The sequence below is a fragment of the Nocardia beijingensis NBRC 16342 genome, from assembly GCF_001612785.1.
In the GTDB taxonomy this organism is placed as follows: Bacteria; Actinomycetota; Actinomycetes; order Mycobacteriales; family Mycobacteriaceae; genus Nocardia; species Nocardia beijingensis.
Window position 1 is genome coordinate 78379 of record NZ_BDBC01000011.1, and the last position, 21612, is coordinate 99990.

The window sequence follows — 21612 nt, forward strand, 5'->3', positions numbered from 1 at the left end:
GGCCGAGCGAGCTCATTCGGAGTGGATGCCCGCGGCCGGCTCCGACACGGTCGCATCCTGCGGGTCCGGCAGCACAGGATCAGGGAGGACCGCACGGAATGATTCGGACGGCGGTCGCCGCAATGCGCGTTCGAAGGCACGCGCCGAGGCCGGCCACGGGTTGGTGACGCGCCCACTGTCGTGTTTGTACCAGCCGCCCGGTTTCATGGCGGGCCACACCGTCCCGGCGACCGCTTGCTCGAGCCACTGCTGATGTGCGCGCATCGCGGCCTCCGTCACCTCGATCGCGGCCGCGCCGATCCGCTCGCGCCAGCGCAGGCAACGGATGATGTAGTCGATCTGACGCTCCTTCATCCCCGGGTTGCTGCCCGCCGGGTTGAAACTGTTCGGCCCGGCGATCAGGAAACAATTCGGAAAACCCGGAACCGCCACGCCCAGCAGCGCGGTCGCTCCGGAGCGCCACTGATCGTGCAGCAGCACTCCGCCGCGCCCGCGCACGGTGACGGGGACGAGGAACTCCGGAGCGCGGAACCCGGTGGCGTAGACGATCACATCGGCCCGATGGTGCGCGCCGTCGGCGGTGCGCAGTCCGTCGCGGGTGATCCGGGTGATCGGCTCGGTGATCAACTCCACGTTCGCGCGCGTCAAGGCCGAGTAGTAGTGACTGTCGAAGATGATGCGCTTGCCACCGATCGGATAGTCGGGGGTGAGTTTCGCCCGCAGGCCAGGGTCCGCGACCCGGCTGCGCAGGTACCGCCGGGCAGCCCATTCGGCGGGCCGCGCCGACCAACCCCGGTGCATGATCGGCGCCAAGACGACATCGGCTCCGTAGTACAGGGCGCGGCGGTAGAGGCGGTGCGCACCGGGCAGCCGCAGGGCCGTTCGCGCGAGCGGCCCGAAACGGGCGGGCGGTTTCGGCAGTACCCAATGCGGCGTGCGCTGGAAGACGCGGACGTGGCGGGCGGTCGTGGCCAGCGTCGGCAGCATCTGCGCCGCGCTCGAGCCGGTGCCGATCACGGCCACGTCCATCCCGTGCAGGTGCTGGGCATGGTCCCACCGCGCGGAGTGGAACGACGGGCCGGCGAACTCCGCCCGGCCGTCCAGTTCGGGAATGTTCGGGCGGTGCAGCTGGCCCACCGCGAAGATCACCACCTCGGCGCGGACGCGCCGGCCGTCGGAAGTGGTCAGTTCCCAGCGGTTCTCGGCTTCCAGATAGGTGGCTTCGCCGATGGCGGTACCCAGCCGCAGATGCCGGGTCAGCCCGTGCTCGGCGGCGACCCGGCGCAGGTACGCCAGGATCTCCGCCTGGCGCGGATATCGGATGCGCCGACTCCGATAGGGCGCGAACGAGAACGAGTACAGATGGGACGGCACATCACAGGAGCACCCCGGATAGGTGTTGTCCCGCCAGACCCCGCCGACGTCGCCGCCACGCTCGAAGATCACGAAGTCGGTGATCCCCGCTCGTCGTAACCCGACTCCCATCCCGATGCCGCCGAAACCAGCGCCGACGACAGCCACCTCGCAGGTGAGCGCGATCGCCACCCCGCCTCCTTATCATCACACAGTCAATGTGCAGCTACCTCCTCTCTTCGTTGGCTGAAGCCTTCTGGATGGAAAGATCGCGAGTGCGTACGAGTGGAACGGCGACGACCCAGAAGTACGGGGGCACAGGGGATCAACGTCATGACACGATCAGCGGGACGATACTCGACGATCCGTTCCCGGTGGACCGGGGACCGCCGGGCACCCAGCGATGACCGCTCACACACCCGCCCACCAGCACACTTTTCGCTATTCACGGGTCGACGCCGCATCGTGTTCTCGCGGGGATCGCGGGCTTCCCGTCGACCCCGGCCGAGGAGCAGCGGGGACGCCGCGGGCCGCGCCGACGAGGACGGCGCCGACATGGCGCTGGTCAACGGCACACCCGTGATCGCCATGTGGACGACGACTTCTTCTGATCGAGCTGGAAAATATTGCGGCGCTGCGGGAATCAGCTGAGGCTTCCAGCTGCCATCGACTCACCTTGCGGTGCGACGACACCGCAGAAGCGGAACGGTGACCATGTAGGAAGAGGTACGACCCGTCACCACATGCGGCGCAGGGGTTTTCACACACGCACACCGCGACCCCTCCCGCCAGCGCCGACTCCCCCGTGGCGAGGCCGCGGCAGTCCTGGCGCACAGCGCGCTGGACAATCGATCGGCCGCCCTCCCCTCGACACGAAATCGAGGAAAACTCAGCCACTGAAGCCGAAAGGCGCGCCGGACGGCAGGAACCGATTCGCCGCGCCGGCCCGCCCGCTCCTCACGCCGTCGCGCGGGCGGTGAGGTCGTCGAGCAGAATCATGACCTCCCCTTCCCGCTTCAGCACCTGGGTGAGACCGCGCATTTCGTGCGACGACCGGCCCGGCGCTTCGTACCGTCAGCCGGGCACGGCGTTCGCTCCGACCACCACCGGGACCAGGTACGTACGCGCGAAATCGTCGAGTTGCTCGTCGGTACGGAGTTCGGCGAGTCCGTGCGGGGCGAGGATCAGCGAGTGGACGATCCGGCACACGATCTCCGCGCGGATGGTCAGATCCGCCGCGGGCGGCAGGATTCCGCGCTCGACGGCGCGCTCGAACGCGGTGGCGGTGGCGTGGACGGACATCGCGAACGGGCCGGCGCCGTCCACGGTCAGCTTCAGGACCACGCGCGCCGGTTCCAGCGCCAGCATGCGGTCGACGAGCTGATTCGTGCGCCAGCGGGTGATCACGGTGACGAAGATGTCGGCGACGAGATCGCCGAGCTCGTCGTGGCGCTCCACGATCTCGGTGATCTCGGCGAGCACGGCGGCCACTTCCCGGCTGATCACGGCTTGCACCAGGTCGTCGCGGCCACCGACGTGGCGATAGACCGTCACCCGGTCCACGCCCGCCTTCCGCGCCACCTCCTCGATCGTCGTCTTCTTGACGCCGACCTGCTCGAAGAGGACCAGGGCCGCGTCCAAGATCCGGGTGACGAGGGTATCGGCGGCGTTCTCGCTGCTCGCAGCGGCCTTCGAGGCGGTGGGCATGAGCCAACGCTAGCAAAATCGACCGCTCCTGCAACATTCACAGCGACTTGTTGCTGCAACATTGCAATGCGATTTGTTGTTCTGTACGGTCGTGGCATGGCTGAGCAGGCGGGCGCGACGCAGCGCCGGTACCACGACGAAGCGCATGCCATCCATGCGCGCGACGTCCACTTCGATTTCGACTCCGTGCCCATGCACTACGTGCCGGGCGAGGCCTTGGCCACCCACATCGTCAATGTGATGCACCTGGTGCTGCCCGAAGGGGAACGAGCCATGGCGCAGGCGCTGGCCGAAGCGCTGCCGTACATCGACGACGAGCGGTTGCGGGAGGAGGTGACGGGGTTCATCGGGCAGGAGACCATGCACGCGAACAGTCACGAAGCCGCGCGCAGGCACCTGCAATCTATCGGCCTCGACGTCGACTCCTACGTCGGCAAGGTCGCCTGGCTGGTCGATCGCATCCTCGGCGACCACGGCTTGACCGGCCGCGCCAAGCAGGAGTGGCTCAAGGAGCGCCTGGGCCTGTTCGCGGGCATGGAGCACTACACAGCGGTGCTCGGGGAATGGCTGCTCAACGCGGACATCCTCGAAGCGAAGGGCATGCATCCGGCCATGCTGGACCTGGTCCGGTGGCACGGCGCCGAAGAGGTGGAGCACCGCAGCGTCGTCTACGACGCCTTCATGCATCTCGACGGCAGCTACGCGCGCAAAGCCCGCACGGCGATCCTCGCCAGCGCGACTCTGCTGCCGCTGTTCATCGTCTCGACCGCGTACCTGTACCGGAAGGACCCGTCGCCGCAGAAGGGCCGGTTCTGGGGACTTCAGTTCTGGAGCGCGACCCGGCGTGGCGTCATCCCGAAATGGACGGTCTTCCTCACCGAGATGCCGCGCTACCTGCGGCCGGGCTTCCATCCGTCCCAGCTCGGGCCGATGGACAAGGCCCTGCGCTACCTCGCGCACTCACCGGCCGCGCGGGCGGCGCACCAATGAGCGGATCACCTGCCCTTACCGCGCGCTCCGCGTCCACCGGACTGCGCCTGATCGGCGACGTCATGGACGTCTACCGGAAGGTGTTCGTCACCGGACGCGCCGCCGCGATCCTGTCCCGCCCGAACACGGTGCGCCGCACCGGCTTCGACCTCGACACCACGATCACCGGGATCGAACGCGAAGCCGCCGACGTGGTGAGCCTGACGCTGCGCGCCGCCGGGGGCGGGCCGCTGCCCGCGTGGCGGCCCGGCGCGCACGTGGACGTCTTCCTGCCCTCGGGCCGCCAGCGCCAGTACTCGCTGTGCGGCGACCCGAGCGACCGGTTCCGGTATCGCATCGCGGTGCGGCTCATTCCCGAAGGGGGCGGCGGATCGCGCGAGATCCATCAATCCCTGCGGGTCGGCGACCGGCTGCGAATTCGCGGGCCGCGCAACGCGTTCACCTTCGTCGACGCGCCGTCGTATCTGTTCGTCGCCGGTGGCATCGGCATCACGCCGATTCTGCCGATGGTCGAGGCCGCCGGTGCGCGTGGACGCCTGGTGTACACCGGCCGCTCCCGCGAGACCATGCCGTTCCTCGCCGAACTGCCGGACGCGGACATCAGGCCCGACGACGAATTCGGCCCGCCGGATGTCGCCGCGCTGCTGGCCCGCGCCGAACCCGGTGCGGCCGTGTACGTGTGCGGGCCGCCGCCGATGCTGGAGGCGGCGCAACGGTGCCTGTTCGATCTCGACCCGACCGCCTCGCTGCACACCGAACGGTTCTCCGCCCTCCCGGTCGTCGACGGCGCGGAATTCGACCTCACCCTGTCCCGCAGCGGGACAACGGTCCGGGTCGCGGCCGACGAAACAGCGCTCACCGCGATTCAGCGCGCACTGCCGAACACGCCCTACTCCTGCCGCCAGGGATTCTGCGGCACCTGCCGGGTCGCGGTCGTCTCCGGCGCCGTGGACCACCGTGATCGCGCGCTCACCGCGGCCGAACGCGGGGACCAGATGCTGGTCTGCGTCTCCCGCGCCGCGGGCGATCACCTCGTGGTCGATCTCTGACTCCGTCACACGAAAGGGACAACGTTGTCTATCCGTCGCCGGCCGAGGGAGACGGCCCGATGAGCGTCTCCACCGGCACCCCCGCACCGCCCGTCGCGTCGACCTTCGACGTGCGCGATCCGGCCACCGGCGAGGTGGTCGGCACCTACCCGGTCCACGACCGCCATGCCGTGGACACCGCCGTCGCCGCCGCCCACGATGCCGCGACCTGGTGGCGCGATCTCGGCTTCGCCGGACGCGCTCGGCATCTGGACGCCTGGCGCGCCGAGATCGCCGGCGGCCGCGACGAGCTGGCCCGGATCATCCACCGGGAGATGGGCAAGCCGGTCTCCGACGCGAAACTCGAGATCGCCATGGCTCTGGAACACCTGCGGTGGGCCGCCCGCAACGCCGAGAAGGTGCTCGGCCGTCGCTCCGTGCCGTCCAGCATCCTGACGCTCAACCACGCGGCCACGGTCGAATACCTTCCGCTCGGGGTGGTCGGCGTCATCGGACCGTGGAACTACCCGGTGTTCACTCCGCTCGGCTCCATCTCCTTCGCGCTGGCCGCAGGGAACGCGGTGGTGTTCAAACCCAGCGAGTACACCCCCGGCGTCGGGCTGTGGCTCGCGGAAGCGTTCGCCCGCACCGCGCCCGCCGAGCCGGTGCTACAGGTGATCACCGGCCTGGGCGACACCGGGAACGCGCTGTGCCGCAGCGGCGTCGGCAAGATCGGGTTCACCGGCTCCACCGCGACCGGCAAGCTCGTCCTGGCCGCGTGCGCGGAGAATCTCACGCCGGTGCTGATGGAGTGCGGCGGCAAGGACGCGCTCATCGTGGACGCCGACGCCGATCTCGACGCCGCCGCCGACGCGGCGGTGTGGGGCGGGTTGTCCAACGCGGGACAGACCTGCCTGGCCGTGGAACGCGTCTACGTCCACGCCGCGGTCTACGACGAGTTCCTCACCAAGCTGGTGGCGGCGGCGAGCCGGATCGAAGCCGGTAGCGCGGACGCGAAGATCGGCCCCATCACCATGCCCAAGCAGCTGGCGATCATTCGCCGCCACATCGAGGACGCCCTCGCGCGCGGCGCCGAAGCCGTGCTCGGCGGTCCGGACGCCATCGACCGGCAGTTCGTCCAGCCGACCATCCTCGTCGACGTTCCGGAGGACGCCGCCGCGGTGACGGAGGAGACCTTCGGCCCGACGCTGACGGTGACCAAGGTCAGGGACATGGACGAGGCGGTCGAACTGGTCAACCGCTGCGCCTACGGGTTGGGCGGCACCGTGTTCGCCCGCCGCAACGGGCGCGAGATCGCCGACCGTATCCGCGCGGGCGGCGCCTCGATCAACGCGTTCGTCGCGCACGCCACCATCCCCGAACTGCCGCTCGGCGGGGTCGGCGCCTCCGGCTTCGGCCGCGTGCACGGGCCGGACGGACTCAAGGAATTCACCTACGCCAAAGCCGTTACGCGCCAGCGCTTCCCGTCGCCGCTGCCGCTGACCACGTTCCGGCGCGATCAACGCGTGGACACGATCGTCGACCTGCTCATCGGGGTCGTGCACGGAAGGAAACGCCAGTGACATCCGATCGGATCGAACACACCCCCGTCGCCATCGTCGGCGCCGGGCTGGGCGGCATCGGCCTGGCGATCAAACTGCGCGAGGCGGGCTTCGACGACCTGGTGATCCTCGAACGCGCCGACGACCTCGGCGGCACCTGGCGGGCCAACACCTACCCCGGTTGCGCCTGCGATGTGCCGTCCCATCTCTACAGCTACTCCTTCGCGCCCAATCCGGACTGGTCGCGCACCTATGGCAGGCAACCCGAGATCCTCGACTACATCCGCTCGGTGGCCGTCGAGCACGATGTCGTCCGGCACATCCGCTTCGGCGCCGAACTGCTCGACGCCCGGTGGGACGAGCAGCGTTCACTGTGGCGGATCGAGACCGCCCGCGGCACGCTCACCGCGGACTTCCTGCTCTCGGCCGCAGGCCTGTTCGCCGAGGCGAAGTACCCCCAGCTGCCCGGCATCGATTCCTTCGCGGGCACGTCGTTCCACTCGCTGCACTGGAACCATGACCACGATCTCACCGGCGAGCGGGTCGCGGTGATCGGCACCGGCGCATCGGCCGTGCAGTTCGTGCCGGAGATCCAGCCCCAGGTGGACCGGCTGCTGCTGTTCCAGCGGTCGGCGCCATGGATCGTCCCGCGCATGGATCGCCGCACTCTCGACCTCGAGCGGCGGCTGCTGCGTCGTATCCCGTTGGCGCAACGCGCGATTCGCGGCGGGTTCTACGCGGCGATCGAGACGTTCGGGCTCATCTCGCTGGTCGATCAACGCTTCCGCCACCCGTACGAAGCGCTGGGCCGGCTGCAATTGCTGCGGCAGGTCCGGGACCGGGACCTGCGCAGGAAGCTCACCCCCGACTACGTCATCGGCTGCAAGCGAGCCATCTTCTCCGACACCTACCTGCCCGCACTCGACCAGCCGAACGTCGACGTGCTCACCCAGCCCATCGCCGAGGTCCGGCCGCATTCGATCCTGCTGCGCGACGGCAGCGAGCACGCGGTGGACACCATCATCTTCGGAACCGGCTTCACCTCGATCCCGACCGCCTACGAGCGCTACGTCGGGCGCGACGGACGCACACTGGCGCAGCTGTACCGGGAGCGACCGCAGAGCTATCTCGGTGTCGCGGTGGCCGGGTTCCCCAACTTCTTCTGCACGCTCGGTCCGTTCGGCGCCGCCGGGAACCAGTCCGCCATCTACATGATCGAGTCCCAGATCGCCTACATCGTCGACGCGCTGCGCACCGCGCGCACCAGTGGAACTCGCCGGATCGAGGTGCGCCCGGCGGCGCAGGCCGATTTCGTCGCGGAGATGGCTCGCCGGAGTTCCTCGACGGTATGGCTCACGGGCGGGTGTCAGAGCTACTACCAGACTCCCGACGGGCTCAATGCCGGTCTCTACCCGAACTGGAGTTTCGAATACCGGCAGCGCACCAGCCGGTTCGACGCCGAAGCCTACGAGGTGGCCCGATGATCGGCGACCTGCTCCGGATCGGACGGGACCGGCGCGGGTATTCGGTCGCGGGCAAGGTCGTGCTGATCACCGGCGCCGGCCGCGGCATCGGCCGCGAACTGGCGGCCCAGCTGCACCGCAGGCAGGCCTCGGTCGTCTTGGTCGATCTCGACCAGGACGCCGTCGGCACGGCGGCCGCGCAGCTGGGCGACCGGACCCTCGCGATCGCCGCCGACGTCGCCGACCGCGCGGCGATGCGGGCGGTCGCCGACCGGGCCGCAGACCGTTTCGGCCACCTGGACGTGGTGGTGGCCAACGCGGGCGTCGTGCCGCGCCCGGCGACGGTGCGCACGCTCGACGGGCGCGACTTCGACCGGGTGATGGACATCAACCTCACCGGCGTGTTCAACACCGTGCGCCCGGCGCTGGACCACGTCGTCGCCGCCGAAGGACATGTCGTCGTGGTGTCGTCGTGCGCGGCGTTCGCGCCCGGCATGGCGGGCGCCCCGTACATGATCAGCAAAGCCGCGGTCGAACAGCTGGGACGGGCGCTGCGCGTCGAGCTGGCGCCGTTCGGCGCGTCGGCGGGCATCGCCTATTTCGGCATCGTCGACACCCGCATGACCCACGACACCCTCGACAACGACGACCTCGGCCGTGCGCTGGACGATCTGCTGCCGTGGCCGTTGAACGTGCGCATCTCGGCGGCGGAAGCGGCCGAGACCATCGCCGACGGGATCGAGCGGCGCGCGGCGCGCACCATCGCACCGGCCGGATGGGAGCCCTACGCGCTGCTGCGCGGGGCGGTCAATGTCGTGCTCGACAGCGCACTCGCGCGCGACCGCCGCGTGCACGACCTGCTGCGCCGGGTGGAAGCGCGCACGACGCCGTCCTGACGCCCGAACCCGTGTCATCCGCATGCGCACGCCGGTCACGACGGCTCGCGGTCGCGCCACCGCACGCGATCCGGCCACGGCATGCATCCCCCACCTGAAGGAATTCCTCCCGTGAGCACTCCACGCTTCGACACGCTCCCCGCCGCCTTCCAGCACAACGCCATCGTCGACCCTGACGCCGTCGCGCTGCGCACTCCCGGTGACGCCACCACCCTCACCTGGCGCGAGTACGCCAGGCGGGTCCGGCTGATCGCCGCCGGACTGGCGGGGCTGGGGGTGCGGCGTGGCGACACCGTGGCTTCGATGATGTCCAACCGCATCGAGTTCTACCCCCTCGAAATCGGGGCCCAGCACCTCGGCGCCACCAGTTTCTCGGTGTACAACACCGCCGCACCCGAGCAGATCGCGTACGTGCTGCGCAACGCCGGGGTGCGCCTGCTGATCTGCGAGCCGCGATACGTCGAGCGGGTCCGCGCGAGTGGCGTCGAACTCGACCACATCATCTGCGTCGACGACGCGCCGGAGGGCACGTTGTCGGTCGCCGATGTGCTCGTCGCGGGCGCGCCGGACTTCGACTTCGACGCCGCCTGGCGGGCGGTGCGGCCCGACGACGTCGCCACGCTGATCTACACCTCGGGCACCACCGGCGATCCCAAAGGGGTGGAGACCACGCACGCGAACCTCATGTTCGAGTGCTACGCGGTCGAGCAGGTGCTCGGCATCCGCTTCGGCGACACCATCACCTCCTACATGCCCACCGCGCACATCGCCGACCGGCTGACCGCGCTGTACTTCCAGGAGGTCTTCGGCACCCAGGTGACCTGTGTCGCCGACCCGACCGGGATCAGCTCGGCCTTGGCCGACCTGCACCCCACGATCTGGGGCGCCGTGCCACGGGTGTGGGAGAAGCTGAAAGCGGCGATCGAATTCGCGGTCGCCAACGAACCCGACGAGCAGCGCAAGGCCGCTCTGCGGTGGGCGTTGACGGTCGCCGCCCAGCGCAGCGCGCATCAATTGAACGGCGAGCCGGTCCCCGCATCCGTCGCCGCCGAGTGGGCGCGCGCCGACCGGCTCGTCCTGTCGGGGCTGCGCGCGAAACTCGGTCTGGACCGCGTGCGCTGGGCGATGTCCGGCGCGGCGCCCATCCCGGCCGAAACGCTCGGATTCTTCGCCGGGCTCGGCATCCCGATCGCCGAGATCTGGGGCATGTCCGAACTCACCTGCATCTGCAGCGTCAGCCACCCGGACGAGGCCAGGCTCGGCACCGTGGGCAAACTGCTGCCCGGCATGCGGGCCAGGATCGCCGACGACGGCGAGCTGCACGTTCGCGGTCCGCTGGTGATGAAGGGCTATCGCGGCGAGCCCGGCAAGACCGCCGAGGCCGTCGACTCCGACGGCTGGCTGCGCACCGGAGACGTGATCACCATCGACGACGACGGATACCTCAGGGTCGTGGATCGCAAGAAGGAGCTGATCATCAACTCCGCCGGCAAGAACATGTCCCCCACGAACATCGAGAACGCGATCAAGGCGGCGACACCGCTGATCGGAGCCATCGCCGTGATCGGCGACGGCTGCCCCTACAACACCGCGCTGGTCGTTCTCGACGCCGAGACCGCCGGACCGTACGCCGCGCGCCACCACCTGCCGGATGCCTCGGCGGCGGCCTTGTCGGCCGATCCCGGCGTCATCGAGCAGATCGCGGCGGGCATCGCGGCGGGCAACGCGAAGTTGTCGCGGGTGGAGCAGGTCAAGCGGTTCCGCCTCCTGCCGACTTTCTGGGAGGCGGGTGGCGACGAAGTCACCCTCACGATGAAACTCAAGCGCCGGGTGATCGCCGAGAAGTACGCCGCCGACATCGCCGGACTCTACGACCCCGTGCCCGGCCCGGATGTCCACGAACTGAGCGCACCTGCCGCCATCCCGGTGACCACCACCTGAGCGGATCGGATCAACGCTTTTTGATCCAGTACATGCCGCGACCGGACTCCGCGGGCGCACGCTTCTCGCGTGGCTCGATCCGGTCCAGTCGATAGCCGAGCCGCCGGGCCACCGCGGCGCTGCGGACATTGGCCTCGTCACAGTGGATCTCGACCCGATCGACGCCCGGCAGTGCCAAGGCGATACGGGTCAAGACAGCTGCGCTGCGGGTGATCAGGCCGCGGCCGGTGTGGGCGGCGTGACACCAGTAGCCGATCTCCACCGCACCGGGTCCGAGCCGATCGTGCAGGCCGATGGCGCCGAGCACGTCGCCCTCGGCATCGAAGATGCCGTAGTTGAACGCTCCGGCGGCGCTGGGCCAGCTCTCGTCGGTCTCCCGGCCGAACGCGCGCTGGCTGTCCAGCGTCGCGGGTTCGGGAAGCCAATCCATCCAGGGGTGGATGAGCTCGAACGACGCGTTGATCGCCTCGAGGCGCGGCCGCACATCCTCCGGAAGCCACCGCCGCAACAGCAGCTCGTCCACCTCGACGCGCTGGGGTGGCCCGACCCCCGGCGCGAGTGCGCAGCACGACTGCATGTCCATACCGCTATGGTGGGCGCCCTGCGTCCGGCCGGGCAACGGATATTCCGGCGCCTGTGTTGGTCACCTCGGCATCGGCGCGGTTAGGCGCTGGTGATCAAGCGCCTCGGAGGCGGACCTCGGCGTCCAGCTCGGCGGCGGCTTCGGCCAGCGCGGCGGCGTCCGGATCGGCTCCGAGCCGGTCGGCCAGGTCCGCTCGCGACAGGATCAGCATCCCGCGCGGCTCGGATCGGGAGCCGGGTTCGACTTTGACGTGCCCCTCTTCCAGCACCAAGCGCGCGTCCGGTTCGTCGGTGGCCAGCAATCGGCGCAAGTCGTCTCGGGTCACTCGACCGGAACCCTGCGCGCTGCTCGACGTCGTGTCCGCCGCGTGTGCCGCTCCGCTCGTGTTCTCAGCATCCATGCTGACCGATTGCCCTGGCGAACCTACGGGAAACCGGCCGACCAGCACGCGTGCCCACCTCGCCTGCGACTCTCGGGCGGAACTGAACCGGGCGGCCGGTGCCCAGCGAGCCGGCGTGTCGATGCCCGGGACGCCCTACCCGACTTCTCGGCTATCCGATACCCGACCGCCGTAGCGCACGCTGCGCGGCGTTCGCCCCGCACATGCCGTGCGCCCCCGGTCCCGGGGGCGTTGCGGCGGAGCAGAGGTAGTGGCCCGGTACGCCGACGTCATAGGGCTGCAGGGTCATGCGAGGGCCGAACAGCAGCTGCGGGATGTCTTTCGCGCCGGTCATGATGTTGCCGCCGACGTAGTTGGGGTTGTATTCGGCGAATTCCGCCGCGCTGCGCGCGCTCGTTCCGACTATCCGGTCGCGGAAGCCCGGAGCGAAGCGTTCGATCTGGGCGGTGATCGCGGCCGTCGCGTCACCGCGATATCCGTGCGGGACGTGGGCGTACGCCCAGATCGGATGAATGTCGCCGACCGAACGTCGGGGGTCGGCGAGGTACTGCTGACCGACCAGCACGAAGGGACGTTCGGGCATGCGGCCGCGGTGGATGTCGCGTTCGGTCGCGACGATCTCGGCGAACGTGCCGCCCAGATGCACCGTCCCCGCACGGCGAGCCGCCTCCGCCGTCCACGGCACTCCGCCGTGCACGGCGAAGTCGACCTTGCACGCGCCGGGACCGTAACGAAATCGGTTGTACGAACGTCTGATTCGTGGCGGCAGGTGCTCGCCCATGATGTCCGCGACCGCGGTGGGCGCCACATCCCACATCGTCACATCCGCCGGCGGCAGATCGGACACCGACCGCACGCGAACACCCGTTTCGATCTTCCCGCCCAGGTCGCCGAGGACCGCCGCCATGGCGTCGGTGATTCGTCGCGATCCACCGGCGGCGACCGCCCAACCGTAGGTGTGGCCTGCGGTGAGGATGCCCAAGCCGATACTCGCGCTGAGCGGTCGATGCAAGGGATGGAAGGCATGAGCCGCGACGCCCCCGAAAAGCCCCTTGGCCTGCTCGGTCCGGAACAGTCCGGCCAGCAGAGCGGCCGGGGCCAAGGCGGGAACCCCGAAACGCGCCAGAGAGATCGGATGGCGTGGCACGCGCAGCAGCGGCCGCATGATGTCACCGCTCATCCGCTCGTAACCCGCGGCCGTCCGCTCGAACAGCAGCCGCCACACCCGGCCGTCGCTGCCGAGTCCGGCCGCGGTCTCCGCGACCGAGCGCAGCAACACGCCCGCCGTGCCGTCGTCGAGCGGATGGGCGCAGTCGACCTCCGGCCATGCCCAGGACAATCCGTAGCGCTCCAGGTCGAGACCGCGCAGGAACGGAGAGCCGACCGCCATCGGGTGGATGGCCGAGCAGTGGTCGTGCAGCAGACCGGGCACGATGGCCTCGCCGGTGCGGGTGCCGCCGCCGATCTCGTCGGCGCCCTCCAGCACGGTGACGTCCACTCCGGCTCGGGCCAGGACGATGGCCGCCGCCAAGCCGTTGGGTCCGCCGCCGACTACGACCGCTGTGCTCATATCGCTCTCCGTCCCCGGTGTCGCTCAGCCGACCGTCTGGGGCACGGGAACCGGGGCCGATTCGCGCGGCGGCATCGGCACCGTGTAGCCCGCGCGCCGCCAGGTCACCTCGTGCGGAATCGGCCCGTCGGGCAACCACGGCTGCGCCTCGACCGCGTCACGCACCCGCCAGGTGCCGCGCTCGACGACGCCGAGCGCCGCGTCGATGACCTGATACTCCTGCACCCCGCGATGGATCGGCTGCGATTCCACCCACACCACGATCCACTCTCCCGGAGCGAACCCGACTCGGGACTGCACGGCCTCGATCAGATCGAGATTGTGCAGGTGACCATCGCCGAAGTTGAAGCCGATCAGGGAATTGCAGCCGAATTCGCCCTCTCGCACGGTCCAGCGATCGATGTCGGGGATGTGGGTGTACAGCAAGGAGAACAGGCCGCGTCCTTGGCTGTGCATCGAGCGCCACGCGATCGTCTGCTGCATGGTGATCTCCGCGACCGCGGGAGGGTAGCCCATGGCCCGCAGCTGGTCGATCTGGTTCACCGTGGGCCGGTGCGCGATCGTGTTCAGCTTTTCCTCCGCGCCGGGAGCGAACGCCCAGAGAGCCGAGGCCCAGTTGCCCGCGTACTGGCGCATCGACGGGAGGAACGACACCAGATCCGGGCGCAGGTTTCCGAGAATCGGGAAGAACGCCAGCGCCGCGACGATCGCCACGGCCAGCCACGGCGAGGAGATGTCTCCCAGGCCGTAGCCCGCGCCGTTGGGGAAGCCCAGGAACAGGAACACGGCCAGGTAGGCGAACAGCACATTCCACTCCAACGGCACCGCCAGCGGGAACGTCGAGGTGATGAACGCGTGGAACACCACCATCAGCACCACTCCGGCCAGCGTCAGCCAGTGGTTGGTGGAGAACAACAGCACCAGGGGGGTGATGATCTCGACGGTCGTGCCTCCGACATGGGCCAGGAACGAGGCGACCTTCGACGGCCGGATGTCGCGGGGGAAGTCACGGTAGTGCAGTCGCTTGATCCACTTCGCGGGCACGCCCGGGCTGTTGGACACCATCGGCGGGACCACGTTGCTGAAGTGCCTGCCGAACTTCGACACGCCCGCTCCGATCCACACCGCGCAGATCAGCAGCTTGGCCGCGACGATCATGTCCACGAACGGCAGCACCGCGAAGAACACCAACGCCGGCAGGTACTGCTCGCCGCGCGCGGTCAGGAAGATCGTCTTGTCCCGCAGGCCGCACAGCACGTACAGCACGATCGGAGCGGCGAGCAGCGCCGGATTCACCAAGCCGGAGGTATTGTCCGGCAGCGCCGCGGCGAGCGACGCGCTCGGCACGCCGGGCAGCGCGATCGCCGTCAGCAACGTCGCGACGAACGCCAGATACAGCAGCACGTCACCGACCGTGCGGGTGTCGCCGCCGGTGAACGGCACCCGCCGCCACGGCCGCAGGCGAATCGCGCCGGGCCGGGCGTAGAACAGGATTCCGCCGGTCATCGGCCGGAACTTGCCGGCGAGCGGTCCCCAGGACCCGGCGATGCCGAGCGCTTCGATCAAGACGGTCCACAGCACCAGCTTCTGGTAGACGATCGGTTCGTTCCACCACGCCGCGACCTCCCAGAACGGGCCGACGCCGGAGCTCCAGGTCGCCGCGGCGACGCCGCCCAGCACCGAGACCAGCAGAACCTTGAGCAGATAAATCGTGTGGATCATCCTCGGCGAGCCGAAGCCGTATTCGACCCAATGCAGGGCAAGCGTCTTCATCCGCTCCCGCAATGGCTGGTCGAGGAATGTCGTCACATCGACGGGCGGGAAATCCGCTGTTTTGAATCCCATTGTCCGGACCTTTCTCATCCGATGAAAAGAGCATGCGAGGACCCGGCCGGAATCGGTTCGGATCGTGGAGTTCCGCTCACGCAGAGCGGATTTTCTGCTAGGCCGTGGTGACCGCTTCCGCGACCGACGCGCGAAGCTTTCGTTTGTCGATTTTGCCGACCGGATTGCGCGGCAGCGCCGCGGTGAGTTCGATCGAGACCGGGACCTTCGACCGGGCAAGGGTTCTGCGGCAGTGCTCGACGAGATCCGCGGCGTCGGCTCGCGCGCCGGGCATCGTCACCACATGGGCGACGGGGACCTCACCGAGGACCGGATCGGGAGCGCCGACCACCGCGGCCTCCAAGACCGCAGGATGGGCGTGCAGGACGTTCTCGATCTCTTTCGGGTAGATGTTCTCACCACCTCGGATGATCATGTCCTTGATCCGATCGACCAGCACCAGATACCCGTCCGGGTCGAAATATCCCACGTCACCGGTGTGCAACCAGCCGTCCACCACCGTGCGCGCGGTCGCCTCGGGCCTGCCGAGATAGCCGCGCATCACGTTCGCGCCCCGGATGACCACTTCCCCACTCGTTCCCGCAGGCACGATTCGGCCGTCGGCGTCCATGATCGCGACGGTCTGCCCGGGCAGCGGCCGCCCGACCGTGCCCGGCTTCCGCGGTCCCTCCGGCGGATTCAGCGTCGACGCGCACGTTCCTTCGGACAGTCCGTAGCCTTCCACGATCGGCACACCGAAACGCTTCTCGAACCGCGCGATCAGTTCCGCGGGCATGGGCGCGGCCCCGCAGATCGCGCGGCGCAACGACGAAGTGTCCGGCGTCGAACCGTCCGGCTGCGCGACGAGCATCGCGTAGATCGCGGGGACACCCGAGAAGTACGTCGGGCGAACACGTTCCACGATGCCGAAGAAGGCCGAAGCGGAGAATCGGCCCGCGATGGTGGCCCGGCCACCGGCGAGCAGCGGCGACAGGACGCTGACCACGATCCCGTTGACATGGAACAGGGGCAGGATCAACAGGCTGTGGTCGGTGTCACGCAACGCCAGTGCCTCGACGAGCATCTCGCACATCGCGGCGATGTTGGCGTGATCGAGCACCACGCCCTTCGGCTGCCCGGTGGTGCCGCTGGTGTAGATGATCAGCGCCGCCGCGGCGGGATCCACCGGCGCGGGCTCGGGTCCGGCGAGCTCGGGACCGAGCCCGGCGACCTCGGCCACGTCCAGCGTCGCCGCCGCGCGCCCGCCTTCGGTCACGACCACCTTCGCCCGGCAGTCGCCGACCTGATAACGCACCTCCTCGATGGTCGAATCCGGCCTCACGGGAGTGACCGCGGCGCCGAGCCGCCACGCCGCGAAGAGAACGACGACGAATTCGAGTCGATTCGACAATACGAGGGCGACGACGTCGCCTTCGCGAACGCCGTGCGCGGACAGGACGGCGGCGGCCGTGCGCACCCGTTTCGCGAAAGCCTGATTATCGATGTGTTCGCGGTCGTCCGCAATACAGGGCCCGGACGGATTCCAGGTCGCCCTGACCTCCGGAATTTCCACAATGTTCCGCACTTATATCCTCACCTGCTCCGAAGTGACGTGGATTACAGTCCAAATTAGGTTCGGCGCGGCAACCGGGCTACGGGTCCGCATCCCAGAGTTTTCACCGGGCTTTGTACCGGCGGCACAAAAGAACGCGGAATGCGCCGGAGCCGCCGCACCGATTCCGGTACGGTCCCGGCATGAGCGCCGACGTGGACACGACCATCCGCGAGGTCGCCGGACGCGTCAAAGCCGATCTCGAACGGCTGACCTCCGGCATGACCGCGAGGTTCGCCGAGGTGATCCCGGAATTCCGCCACGACGACGAAGTGCATCGATTGATGATCGCCAGTACCGCGTCCAACCTCACCGCGATCCTCGACATGCTCATACTGAGCATCTCCCGCGACGACATCACCGTGCCGCCCGCCGCCGCCGAGTACGCTCGCCGGTTCGCCCAGCACGGGATGTCCCTGGAGGCCCTGCTGCGCGCGTACCGCCTCGGCGAGCACATGTTCATGCAGCAGGCCATCGCCGTGCTCCGGCAGTCCGGGACACCCGCCGATCTCGCCCTGGCGACAACCAGCCGGGTCGCCGTGCTGGTCAACAGCTACATCGACCAGGTCATCGAAGGCCTCATCGATATCTACGAAAGCGAACGCCGCCGCTGGGACGCGCGTTCGGACACCACGCGAGCGGCGCAGATCCGCGCGGTGCTCGACACCGACAACCTCGACGTGGCCTCGGCGGAGGAGATGTTGTCCGCCTCCCTGCGGGGGTGGCATATGGCCGCCGTCATCTGGGTGCGCGAACCCGGCGCGTCCGCGATCGAACTGCTGCGGGCCGGGACCTCGATGCTCGCCACCGCGACCGGAACGCATCCGCTGACGGTCCTGGTCGACGAGCAGAACTGCTGGGCTTGGATCTCGTCGGTCGGCAAACCCGCACTGGATGCCGACCGGCTCGAACGAGACCTGCGCCGCCGCCCCGGAATCAGCGTCGCCATGGGCGATCCCGGCCCCGGGCTGGCCGGCTTCCGGCAGACCTTCCGCGATGCCCAGCGCGCTCGGAGCCTCGCGCTGGTCGCCGAGCCGGCCCGCCCGCTCACCGTGCACGCCCGCGTGGCGCTGGCGAGCCTGCTCGTCGACCATCTGCCCGACACCGAAGCGTGGGTGCGTCGGGTGCTCGGCGATCTCATGCGCGACGACGAGACCACCGCTCGTCTCCGCGAGACGGTGCGCACCTATCTGGAGGCGCGCGGCAGCCTCACCGACGCCGCGGCGCGCATGCACGTCCACAAGAACACCGTCCACTACCGGATACGCAGGGCCGAAGAGGTGCTCGGCCACCCTCTGACGGTGAACCGGCTGGAGACCGAAGTCGCCCTGATGGTCTCCGAGCAACTCGGTCTCGCCCCCGGGAAGTGAGCCGGGCGGCCGGGTCGCGACCACTACTGGTGCGCGTCACGGCGATTCGTCATGGCGTGTGCGCCCGCGCGGCCTGATACTGAGGGCAGGTTGGACCGATTCCGAGGTGGGAGATGAATGTGATCGGGGTGGGCTCGGACGGGCTTGTCGCGGCCGGTGATACCTGGGGTATCTCGGGGCCGCAGTTCCTCGCGGTCTATGTACCGCTCGTGCTGGTGGCCGTAGTCGTGGGATTCTGGCTGCGATCCCGGGTGACGGGCGCGGATCCGGAAACGGACACGGTCGCCGCGCCGGGCGCGGAGCTGACCTCGCCCGAACTGGGGATGCTCTACGGCGACCAGAACGCCGTACTCGCGGCGATGGCGCGATTGCGCGGCGTCGAGGCGATCGATTCGGCCGCCGCGCCGGTTCGCCCCCTCACCGCGCAGGAGCGTGGGGGTCTGGATCCGTTCACCGTGTCGGTGTACGACCGGCTGGCGGCGGGTCATGGCAAGACCGTCGGCGCCATCGTCGGCGGATCGCTCGACGCGCTGCGCGCCAGGATGGTCGACCTCGGGTACTTCCCCGGGCCCGAGATGCGCCACGGTCTGCGTGACGCGGGCATGCCGATCCTCGTCACCGGCGCGCTGGGGGTGGTGCGGATCATCGCGGGCGCCTCGCACGGCAACCCGGTCGGTTTGCTGGTGGTGCTGGTGATCGCGCAGGCGTTCGGATACTGGCTGGTGGTGCGCAAACCTCGGCTCACCGCGCTGGGCGTGCGGGCCCGAGACGCCGTATCCGAACGCAATCGGCATTTGCGGCCGACCAATTCGCCGTCCTACGCGACCTATGGGGCCGAGAGCGCGGCGGTCGCGGCAGCCGTTTTCGGCATCGGTGCGCTCGTCGCGCTCGATCCCGGACTGGCCCAGGCGGTCGCGCCGCCGAGCACGTCGGGCGGCGGCGACGGGGGCGGCGACAGCGGCGGCGGTGACGGAGGCGGATGCGGCAGCGGGTGCGGCGGGGGCTGCGGCGGTTGCGGTGGCTGAGCGCCCCGGGCCGCTGCCACCCGACGCGCTCGGCATCGGCTGGCGGCCCGAGATCTGCGGGGTGATCGCCACCTTGGACGGACTCGGATTCTGCGAGGTCATCGCCGAATCACTGGTCCGCGATCCGCACCGAGGCGGGCAGGTCGCCGTCCCCGAGGAACTGGCCGCCCTGCGGGCGCGCGGCGTCGCCGTGGTGCCGCACGGCATCTCGCTGTCGCTGGGCGGTGCGGAGCCGGTCGAGGGCCTGCGGGTCGAGCACTTGGCAGCCTGTGCTGCGGCGGTGGCGGCTCCGCTGGTGAGCGAGCACGTCGCTTTCGTCCGCGCGGGTGGTCTGGAGGCGGGCCACCTGCTGCCGATCCCGCGGACCCGGGAAGCGCTCGACGCGCTCACCCGCAATATCGCGCGGACCAGGGCGGCGCTCGACGTCCCGCTGGCGGTGGAGAACATCGCCACCCTGTTCGACTGGCCCGAGGACGAATACTCCGAAGCGGAATTCCTGTCCGAACTCGTCGAACGCACCGGTGTGTCGCTGCTGCTCGATGTCGCCAACGTCTATGCGAACGCCCGCAACCGCGGTCGCGACCCGCTCGCCGAACTGTTGCGCCTGCCCACCGAACACGTGGCGTACTGCCACGTCGCGGGCGGTCACGAATCCGGCGGTCGCTACCACGACACCCATACCGATCCGGTTCCCGGCGAAGTTCTCGCGCTCGTGGCGGAATTCTGCGCGCATCGTCCCGTGCCGATGATGCTGGAGCGCGACGGAAACTATCCGCCCGCCGCCGAACTGCTCGACGAACTGGACGCCATCGCGGCGGCCGCCGACCGCCCGCCGATCACCGCGGGCGCCAAGGCGGTACCGAGGTGAGCGACGCGTCCGTGCCTGCGCGGCCACCTGACGGCGCGACGCTGGCCCAGCGGCAAGCGGCGCTGGTGCGCGCATTGGTCGCGGGAGCCGCCGTACCCCCCGGATTCGACGCGGAGGCCGTCGGCGCGGCGGCGGACGCACTGCTGCGCAAGCGGGCCGGCGAGGTGGCCCGGCGTTTCCCGCTGCTGGCGCACGCGTGCCACGGCGACTTCACCGCCCGCTTCACGGCGTGGGCGCGCAATCACCCGAAGACCACCACGTCCGCCGATGCCGCCGCTTTCGCGTCCGCCACCGGAATCGACTGGCCGACCACACCTCACGGCCGGGCCAGGAGGCGCTGGTTTTCCCGGTATCGCGCATCGGGCGGCGCGCGCTGAGTTCGGTCCGGCCCTACGGGTGGCGGGCTTCGACCGGGACCGCGGCGTCGCCGGCGTCGCGACGCTCCTCGAGCCACACACTGACCGCCACCGTCACATACGCAGCGACGGTCGCCATCCCCGGAAGCATCAGCATGAGCATGAGAAACGAAAGCATCGAAGACACAAGCCCTCCCGGACAACACGATGGAAACTGTCGCACCGGTGCGCAGCACTGCGTCACCGTCACGGCCGGGCATACCCACGACCGGAGGTCCAATCTCCACTGGGTCGCCGAGATCATGTGAGAGATATCACATGGCCGATTTACCGCGCGGTCCGTGGATCGGCGGGGACAATCCGCGTCCCGTCGCGCCCGTGGTAGACCGGTCACCATGCGGTTGCTCATCATCTCCGACACGCACGTGCCGAAGCGCGCGCGGGATCTGCCGGAGGCACTCTGGCGCGAAGTCGACGCCGCCGACGTGATCGTGCACGCGGGCGACTGGGTCGAGGTCGCCTTGCTGGACCGCCTGGAAGCGCGCAGCGCTCGTCTCATCGGTGTGTTCGGCAACAACGACGGTCCGGAACTGCGCGCGCGACTGCCCGAGGTCGCCCGTGCCGAACTCGACGGCCTGCGGCTGGCGGTGGTGCACGAAACCGGTCCCGCGAAGGGCCGCGAGCAACGGTGCGCCCGGGATTTCCCGGACACCGATGTCCTGGTCTTCGGCCACAGCCACATTCCCTGGGACAGCGTCGCGGACAGCGGCTTGCGCCTGCTCAATCCCGGCTCGCCGACCGACCGGCGCAGACAGCCGCAGCACACCTACCTCACCGCGCGGATACAGGCGGGGCGGCTGAGCGAGGTCGTGCTGCACACCGTTCCGCAACACTGATCTTTCGATGCACCGCCCGCGCCTTCAGCGTCTGGTCGCGGTGATCACGTCCGAACTGACCGGCTCGACGAAACGGCCACCGGGGTCGATCGCCAGCAGTGTGTCGGTGACCTCCTGCTCGAACACGGCCCGCCGGCCGCCGAGCAACCGATACAGCGGCAACTCGGC

At 69.4% G+C, this 21612-nt stretch carries 19 protein-coding genes; 11 read left to right on the top strand and 8 right to left on the bottom strand.

Annotated features, from left to right (window positions below; genetic code table 11):
* Positions 1-12 precede the first annotated feature (12 nt).
* Together NB3_RS07810 and NB3_RS07815 are read right to left on the bottom strand one after the other, a co-directional pair.
* Complete coding sequence (locus tag NB3_RS07810) at positions 13-1545, bottom strand: flavin-containing monooxygenase (RefSeq protein ID WP_067798741.1); 1533 nt, start codon at positions 1543-1545, stop codon at positions 13-15.
* Positions 1546-2427: 882 nt separating this feature from the next.
* On the bottom strand, positions 2428-3060 hold the full coding sequence (locus NB3_RS07815) for a TetR/AcrR family transcriptional regulator (RefSeq protein ID WP_067798744.1): 633 nt from the start codon (positions 3058-3060) through the stop codon (positions 2428-2430).
* A gap of 96 nt (positions 3061-3156) precedes the next feature.
* On the opposite strand from NB3_RS07815, the gene NB3_RS07820 reads away from it, so the two are divergent.
* The 6 genes from NB3_RS07820 to fadD11 all read left to right on the top strand — a co-directional run bounded on the left by NB3_RS07820 (position 3157) and on the right by fadD11 (position 10940).
* Positions 3157-4050 (top strand): metal-dependent hydrolase, encoded by an 894-nt coding sequence (locus tag NB3_RS07820; protein ID WP_067798747.1) that lies wholly within the window; start codon positions 3157-3159, stop codon positions 4048-4050.
* Positions 4047-5099, top strand: coding sequence for a PDR/VanB family oxidoreductase (locus NB3_RS07825; protein WP_067798749.1), 1053 nt, complete (start codon positions 4047-4049; stop codon positions 5097-5099). Before NB3_RS07820 ends, NB3_RS07825 begins: the two co-directional genes overlap by 4 nt.
* Before the next feature lie 59 nt (positions 5100-5158).
* Positions 5159-6661 (top strand): aldehyde dehydrogenase family protein, encoded by a 1503-nt coding sequence (locus NB3_RS07830; RefSeq protein ID WP_067798751.1) that lies wholly within the window; start codon positions 5159-5161, stop codon positions 6659-6661.
* Positions 6658-8124, top strand: a complete 1467-nt coding sequence (locus NB3_RS07835; RefSeq protein ID WP_067798753.1) for a flavin-containing monooxygenase — start codon at positions 6658-6660, stop codon at positions 8122-8124. The genes NB3_RS07830 and NB3_RS07835 overlap by 4 nt, the downstream gene beginning before the upstream one ends.
* Positions 8121-8999, top strand: a complete 879-nt coding sequence (locus tag NB3_RS07840) for an SDR family oxidoreductase (protein ID WP_067798756.1) — start codon at positions 8121-8123, stop codon at positions 8997-8999. The genes NB3_RS07835 and NB3_RS07840 overlap by 4 nt, the downstream gene beginning before the upstream one ends.
* Before the next feature lie 111 nt (positions 9000-9110).
* Positions 9111-10940 (top strand): fatty acid--CoA ligase FadD11, encoded by a 1830-nt coding sequence (gene fadD11, locus NB3_RS07845; protein WP_244891802.1) that lies wholly within the window; start codon positions 9111-9113, stop codon positions 10938-10940.
* 10 nt (positions 10941-10950) lie between these two features.
* On the opposite strand, the gene NB3_RS07850 is transcribed toward fadD11, so the two are convergent.
* From NB3_RS07850 to NB3_RS07870, 5 genes are all read right to left on the bottom strand, one after another.
* Positions 10951-11523 (bottom strand): GNAT family N-acetyltransferase, encoded by a 573-nt coding sequence (locus NB3_RS07850; protein WP_218020550.1) that lies wholly within the window; start codon positions 11521-11523, stop codon positions 10951-10953.
* Between the two features lie 94 nt (positions 11524-11617).
* Positions 11618-11848, bottom strand: a complete 231-nt coding sequence (locus NB3_RS07855) for a hypothetical protein (RefSeq protein ID WP_067798835.1) — start codon at positions 11846-11848, stop codon at positions 11618-11620.
* 226 nt (positions 11849-12074) lie between these two features.
* The gene (locus NB3_RS07860; RefSeq protein WP_067798762.1) at positions 12075-13493 is read right to left on the bottom strand and encodes a phytoene desaturase family protein; all 1419 of its coding nucleotides are present in this window, start codon (positions 13491-13493) and stop codon (positions 12075-12077) included.
* 24 nt (positions 13494-13517) lie between these two features.
* Positions 13518-15338 carry a DUF3556 domain-containing protein gene (locus NB3_RS07865; RefSeq protein WP_067798764.1) on the bottom strand — a complete coding sequence of 607 codons (1821 nt, stop codon included), beginning with the start codon at positions 15336-15338 and terminating at the stop codon, positions 13518-13520.
* Between the two features lie 97 nt (positions 15339-15435).
* Positions 15436-16902, bottom strand: coding sequence for a class I adenylate-forming enzyme family protein (locus tag NB3_RS07870; RefSeq protein WP_067798767.1), 1467 nt, complete (start codon positions 16900-16902; stop codon positions 15436-15438).
* A gap of 170 nt (positions 16903-17072) precedes the next feature.
* Between NB3_RS07870 and NB3_RS07875 the strand changes: the two genes are divergently transcribed.
* From NB3_RS07875 to NB3_RS07895, 5 genes are all read left to right on the top strand, one after another.
* Positions 17073-18299 (top strand): PucR family transcriptional regulator, encoded by a 1227-nt coding sequence (locus tag NB3_RS07875; RefSeq protein ID WP_067798770.1) that lies wholly within the window; start codon positions 17073-17075, stop codon positions 18297-18299.
* A 113-nt stretch (positions 18300-18412) separates the two neighbouring features.
* Positions 18413-19324 carry a TIGR04222 domain-containing membrane protein gene (locus NB3_RS35845; RefSeq protein WP_067798773.1) on the top strand — a complete coding sequence of 304 codons (912 nt, stop codon included), beginning with the start codon at positions 18413-18415 and terminating at the stop codon, positions 19322-19324.
* A gap of 13 nt (positions 19325-19337) precedes the next feature.
* Complete coding sequence (locus tag NB3_RS07885; RefSeq protein ID WP_067798838.1) at positions 19338-20192, top strand: MbnB/TglH/ChrH family RiPP precursor modification enzyme; 855 nt, start codon at positions 19338-19340, stop codon at positions 20190-20192.
* On the top strand, positions 20189-20569 hold the full coding sequence (locus tag NB3_RS35880) for an SCO6045 C-terminal-like domain-containing protein (protein WP_218020553.1): 381 nt from the start codon (positions 20189-20191) through the stop codon (positions 20567-20569). The genes NB3_RS07885 and NB3_RS35880 overlap by 4 nt, the downstream gene beginning before the upstream one ends.
* 374 nt (positions 20570-20943) lie before the next feature.
* The gene (locus tag NB3_RS07895; protein ID WP_067798776.1) at positions 20944-21444 is read left to right on the top strand and encodes a metallophosphoesterase family protein; all 501 of its coding nucleotides are present in this window, start codon (positions 20944-20946) and stop codon (positions 21442-21444) included.
* A gap of 24 nt (positions 21445-21468) precedes the next feature.
* On the opposite strand, the gene NB3_RS34860 is transcribed toward NB3_RS07895, so the two are convergent.
* Positions 21469-21606 (bottom strand): hypothetical protein, encoded by a 138-nt coding sequence (locus tag NB3_RS34860; protein ID WP_157111621.1) that lies wholly within the window; start codon positions 21604-21606, stop codon positions 21469-21471.
* Between the last annotated feature and the right edge of the window lie 6 nt (positions 21607-21612).

Bases quoted from the DNA above. Each gene is read 5' to 3' on its own strand.
- NB3_RS07820 (WP_067798747.1), top strand. From the start codon at position 3,157: ATGGCTGAGCAGGCGGGCGCGACGCAGCGCCGGTACCACGACGAAGCG.
- NB3_RS07895 (WP_067798776.1), top strand. From the start codon at position 20,944: ATGCGGTTGCTCATCATCTCCGACACGCACGTGCCGAAGCGCGCGCGG.
- NB3_RS35845 (WP_067798773.1), top strand. From the start codon at position 18,413: ATGAATGTGATCGGGGTGGGCTCGGACGGGCTTGTCGCGGCCGGTGAT.
- NB3_RS07875 (WP_067798770.1), top strand. From the start codon at position 17,073: ATGAGCGCCGACGTGGACACGACCATCCGCGAGGTCGCCGGACGCGTC.
- NB3_RS07865 (WP_067798764.1), bottom strand. From the start codon at position 15,338: ATGGGATTCAAAACAGCGGATTTCCCGCCCGTCGATGTGACGACATTC.
- NB3_RS07830 (WP_067798751.1), top strand. From the start codon at position 5,159: ATGAGCGTCTCCACCGGCACCCCCGCACCGCCCGTCGCGTCGACCTTC.
- NB3_RS07840 (WP_067798756.1), top strand. From the start codon at position 8,121: ATGATCGGCGACCTGCTCCGGATCGGACGGGACCGGCGCGGGTATTCG.
- NB3_RS07825 (WP_067798749.1), top strand. From the start codon at position 4,047: ATGAGCGGATCACCTGCCCTTACCGCGCGCTCCGCGTCCACCGGACTG.
- NB3_RS07815 (WP_067798744.1), bottom strand. From the start codon at position 3,060: ATGCCCACCGCCTCGAAGGCCGCTGCGAGCAGCGAGAACGCCGCCGAT.
- NB3_RS07860 (WP_067798762.1), bottom strand. From the start codon at position 13,493: ATGAGCACAGCGGTCGTAGTCGGCGGCGGACCCAACGGCTTGGCGGCG.
- NB3_RS07850 (WP_218020550.1), bottom strand. From the start codon at position 11,523: ATGGACATGCAGTCGTGCTGCGCACTCGCGCCGGGGGTCGGGCCACCC.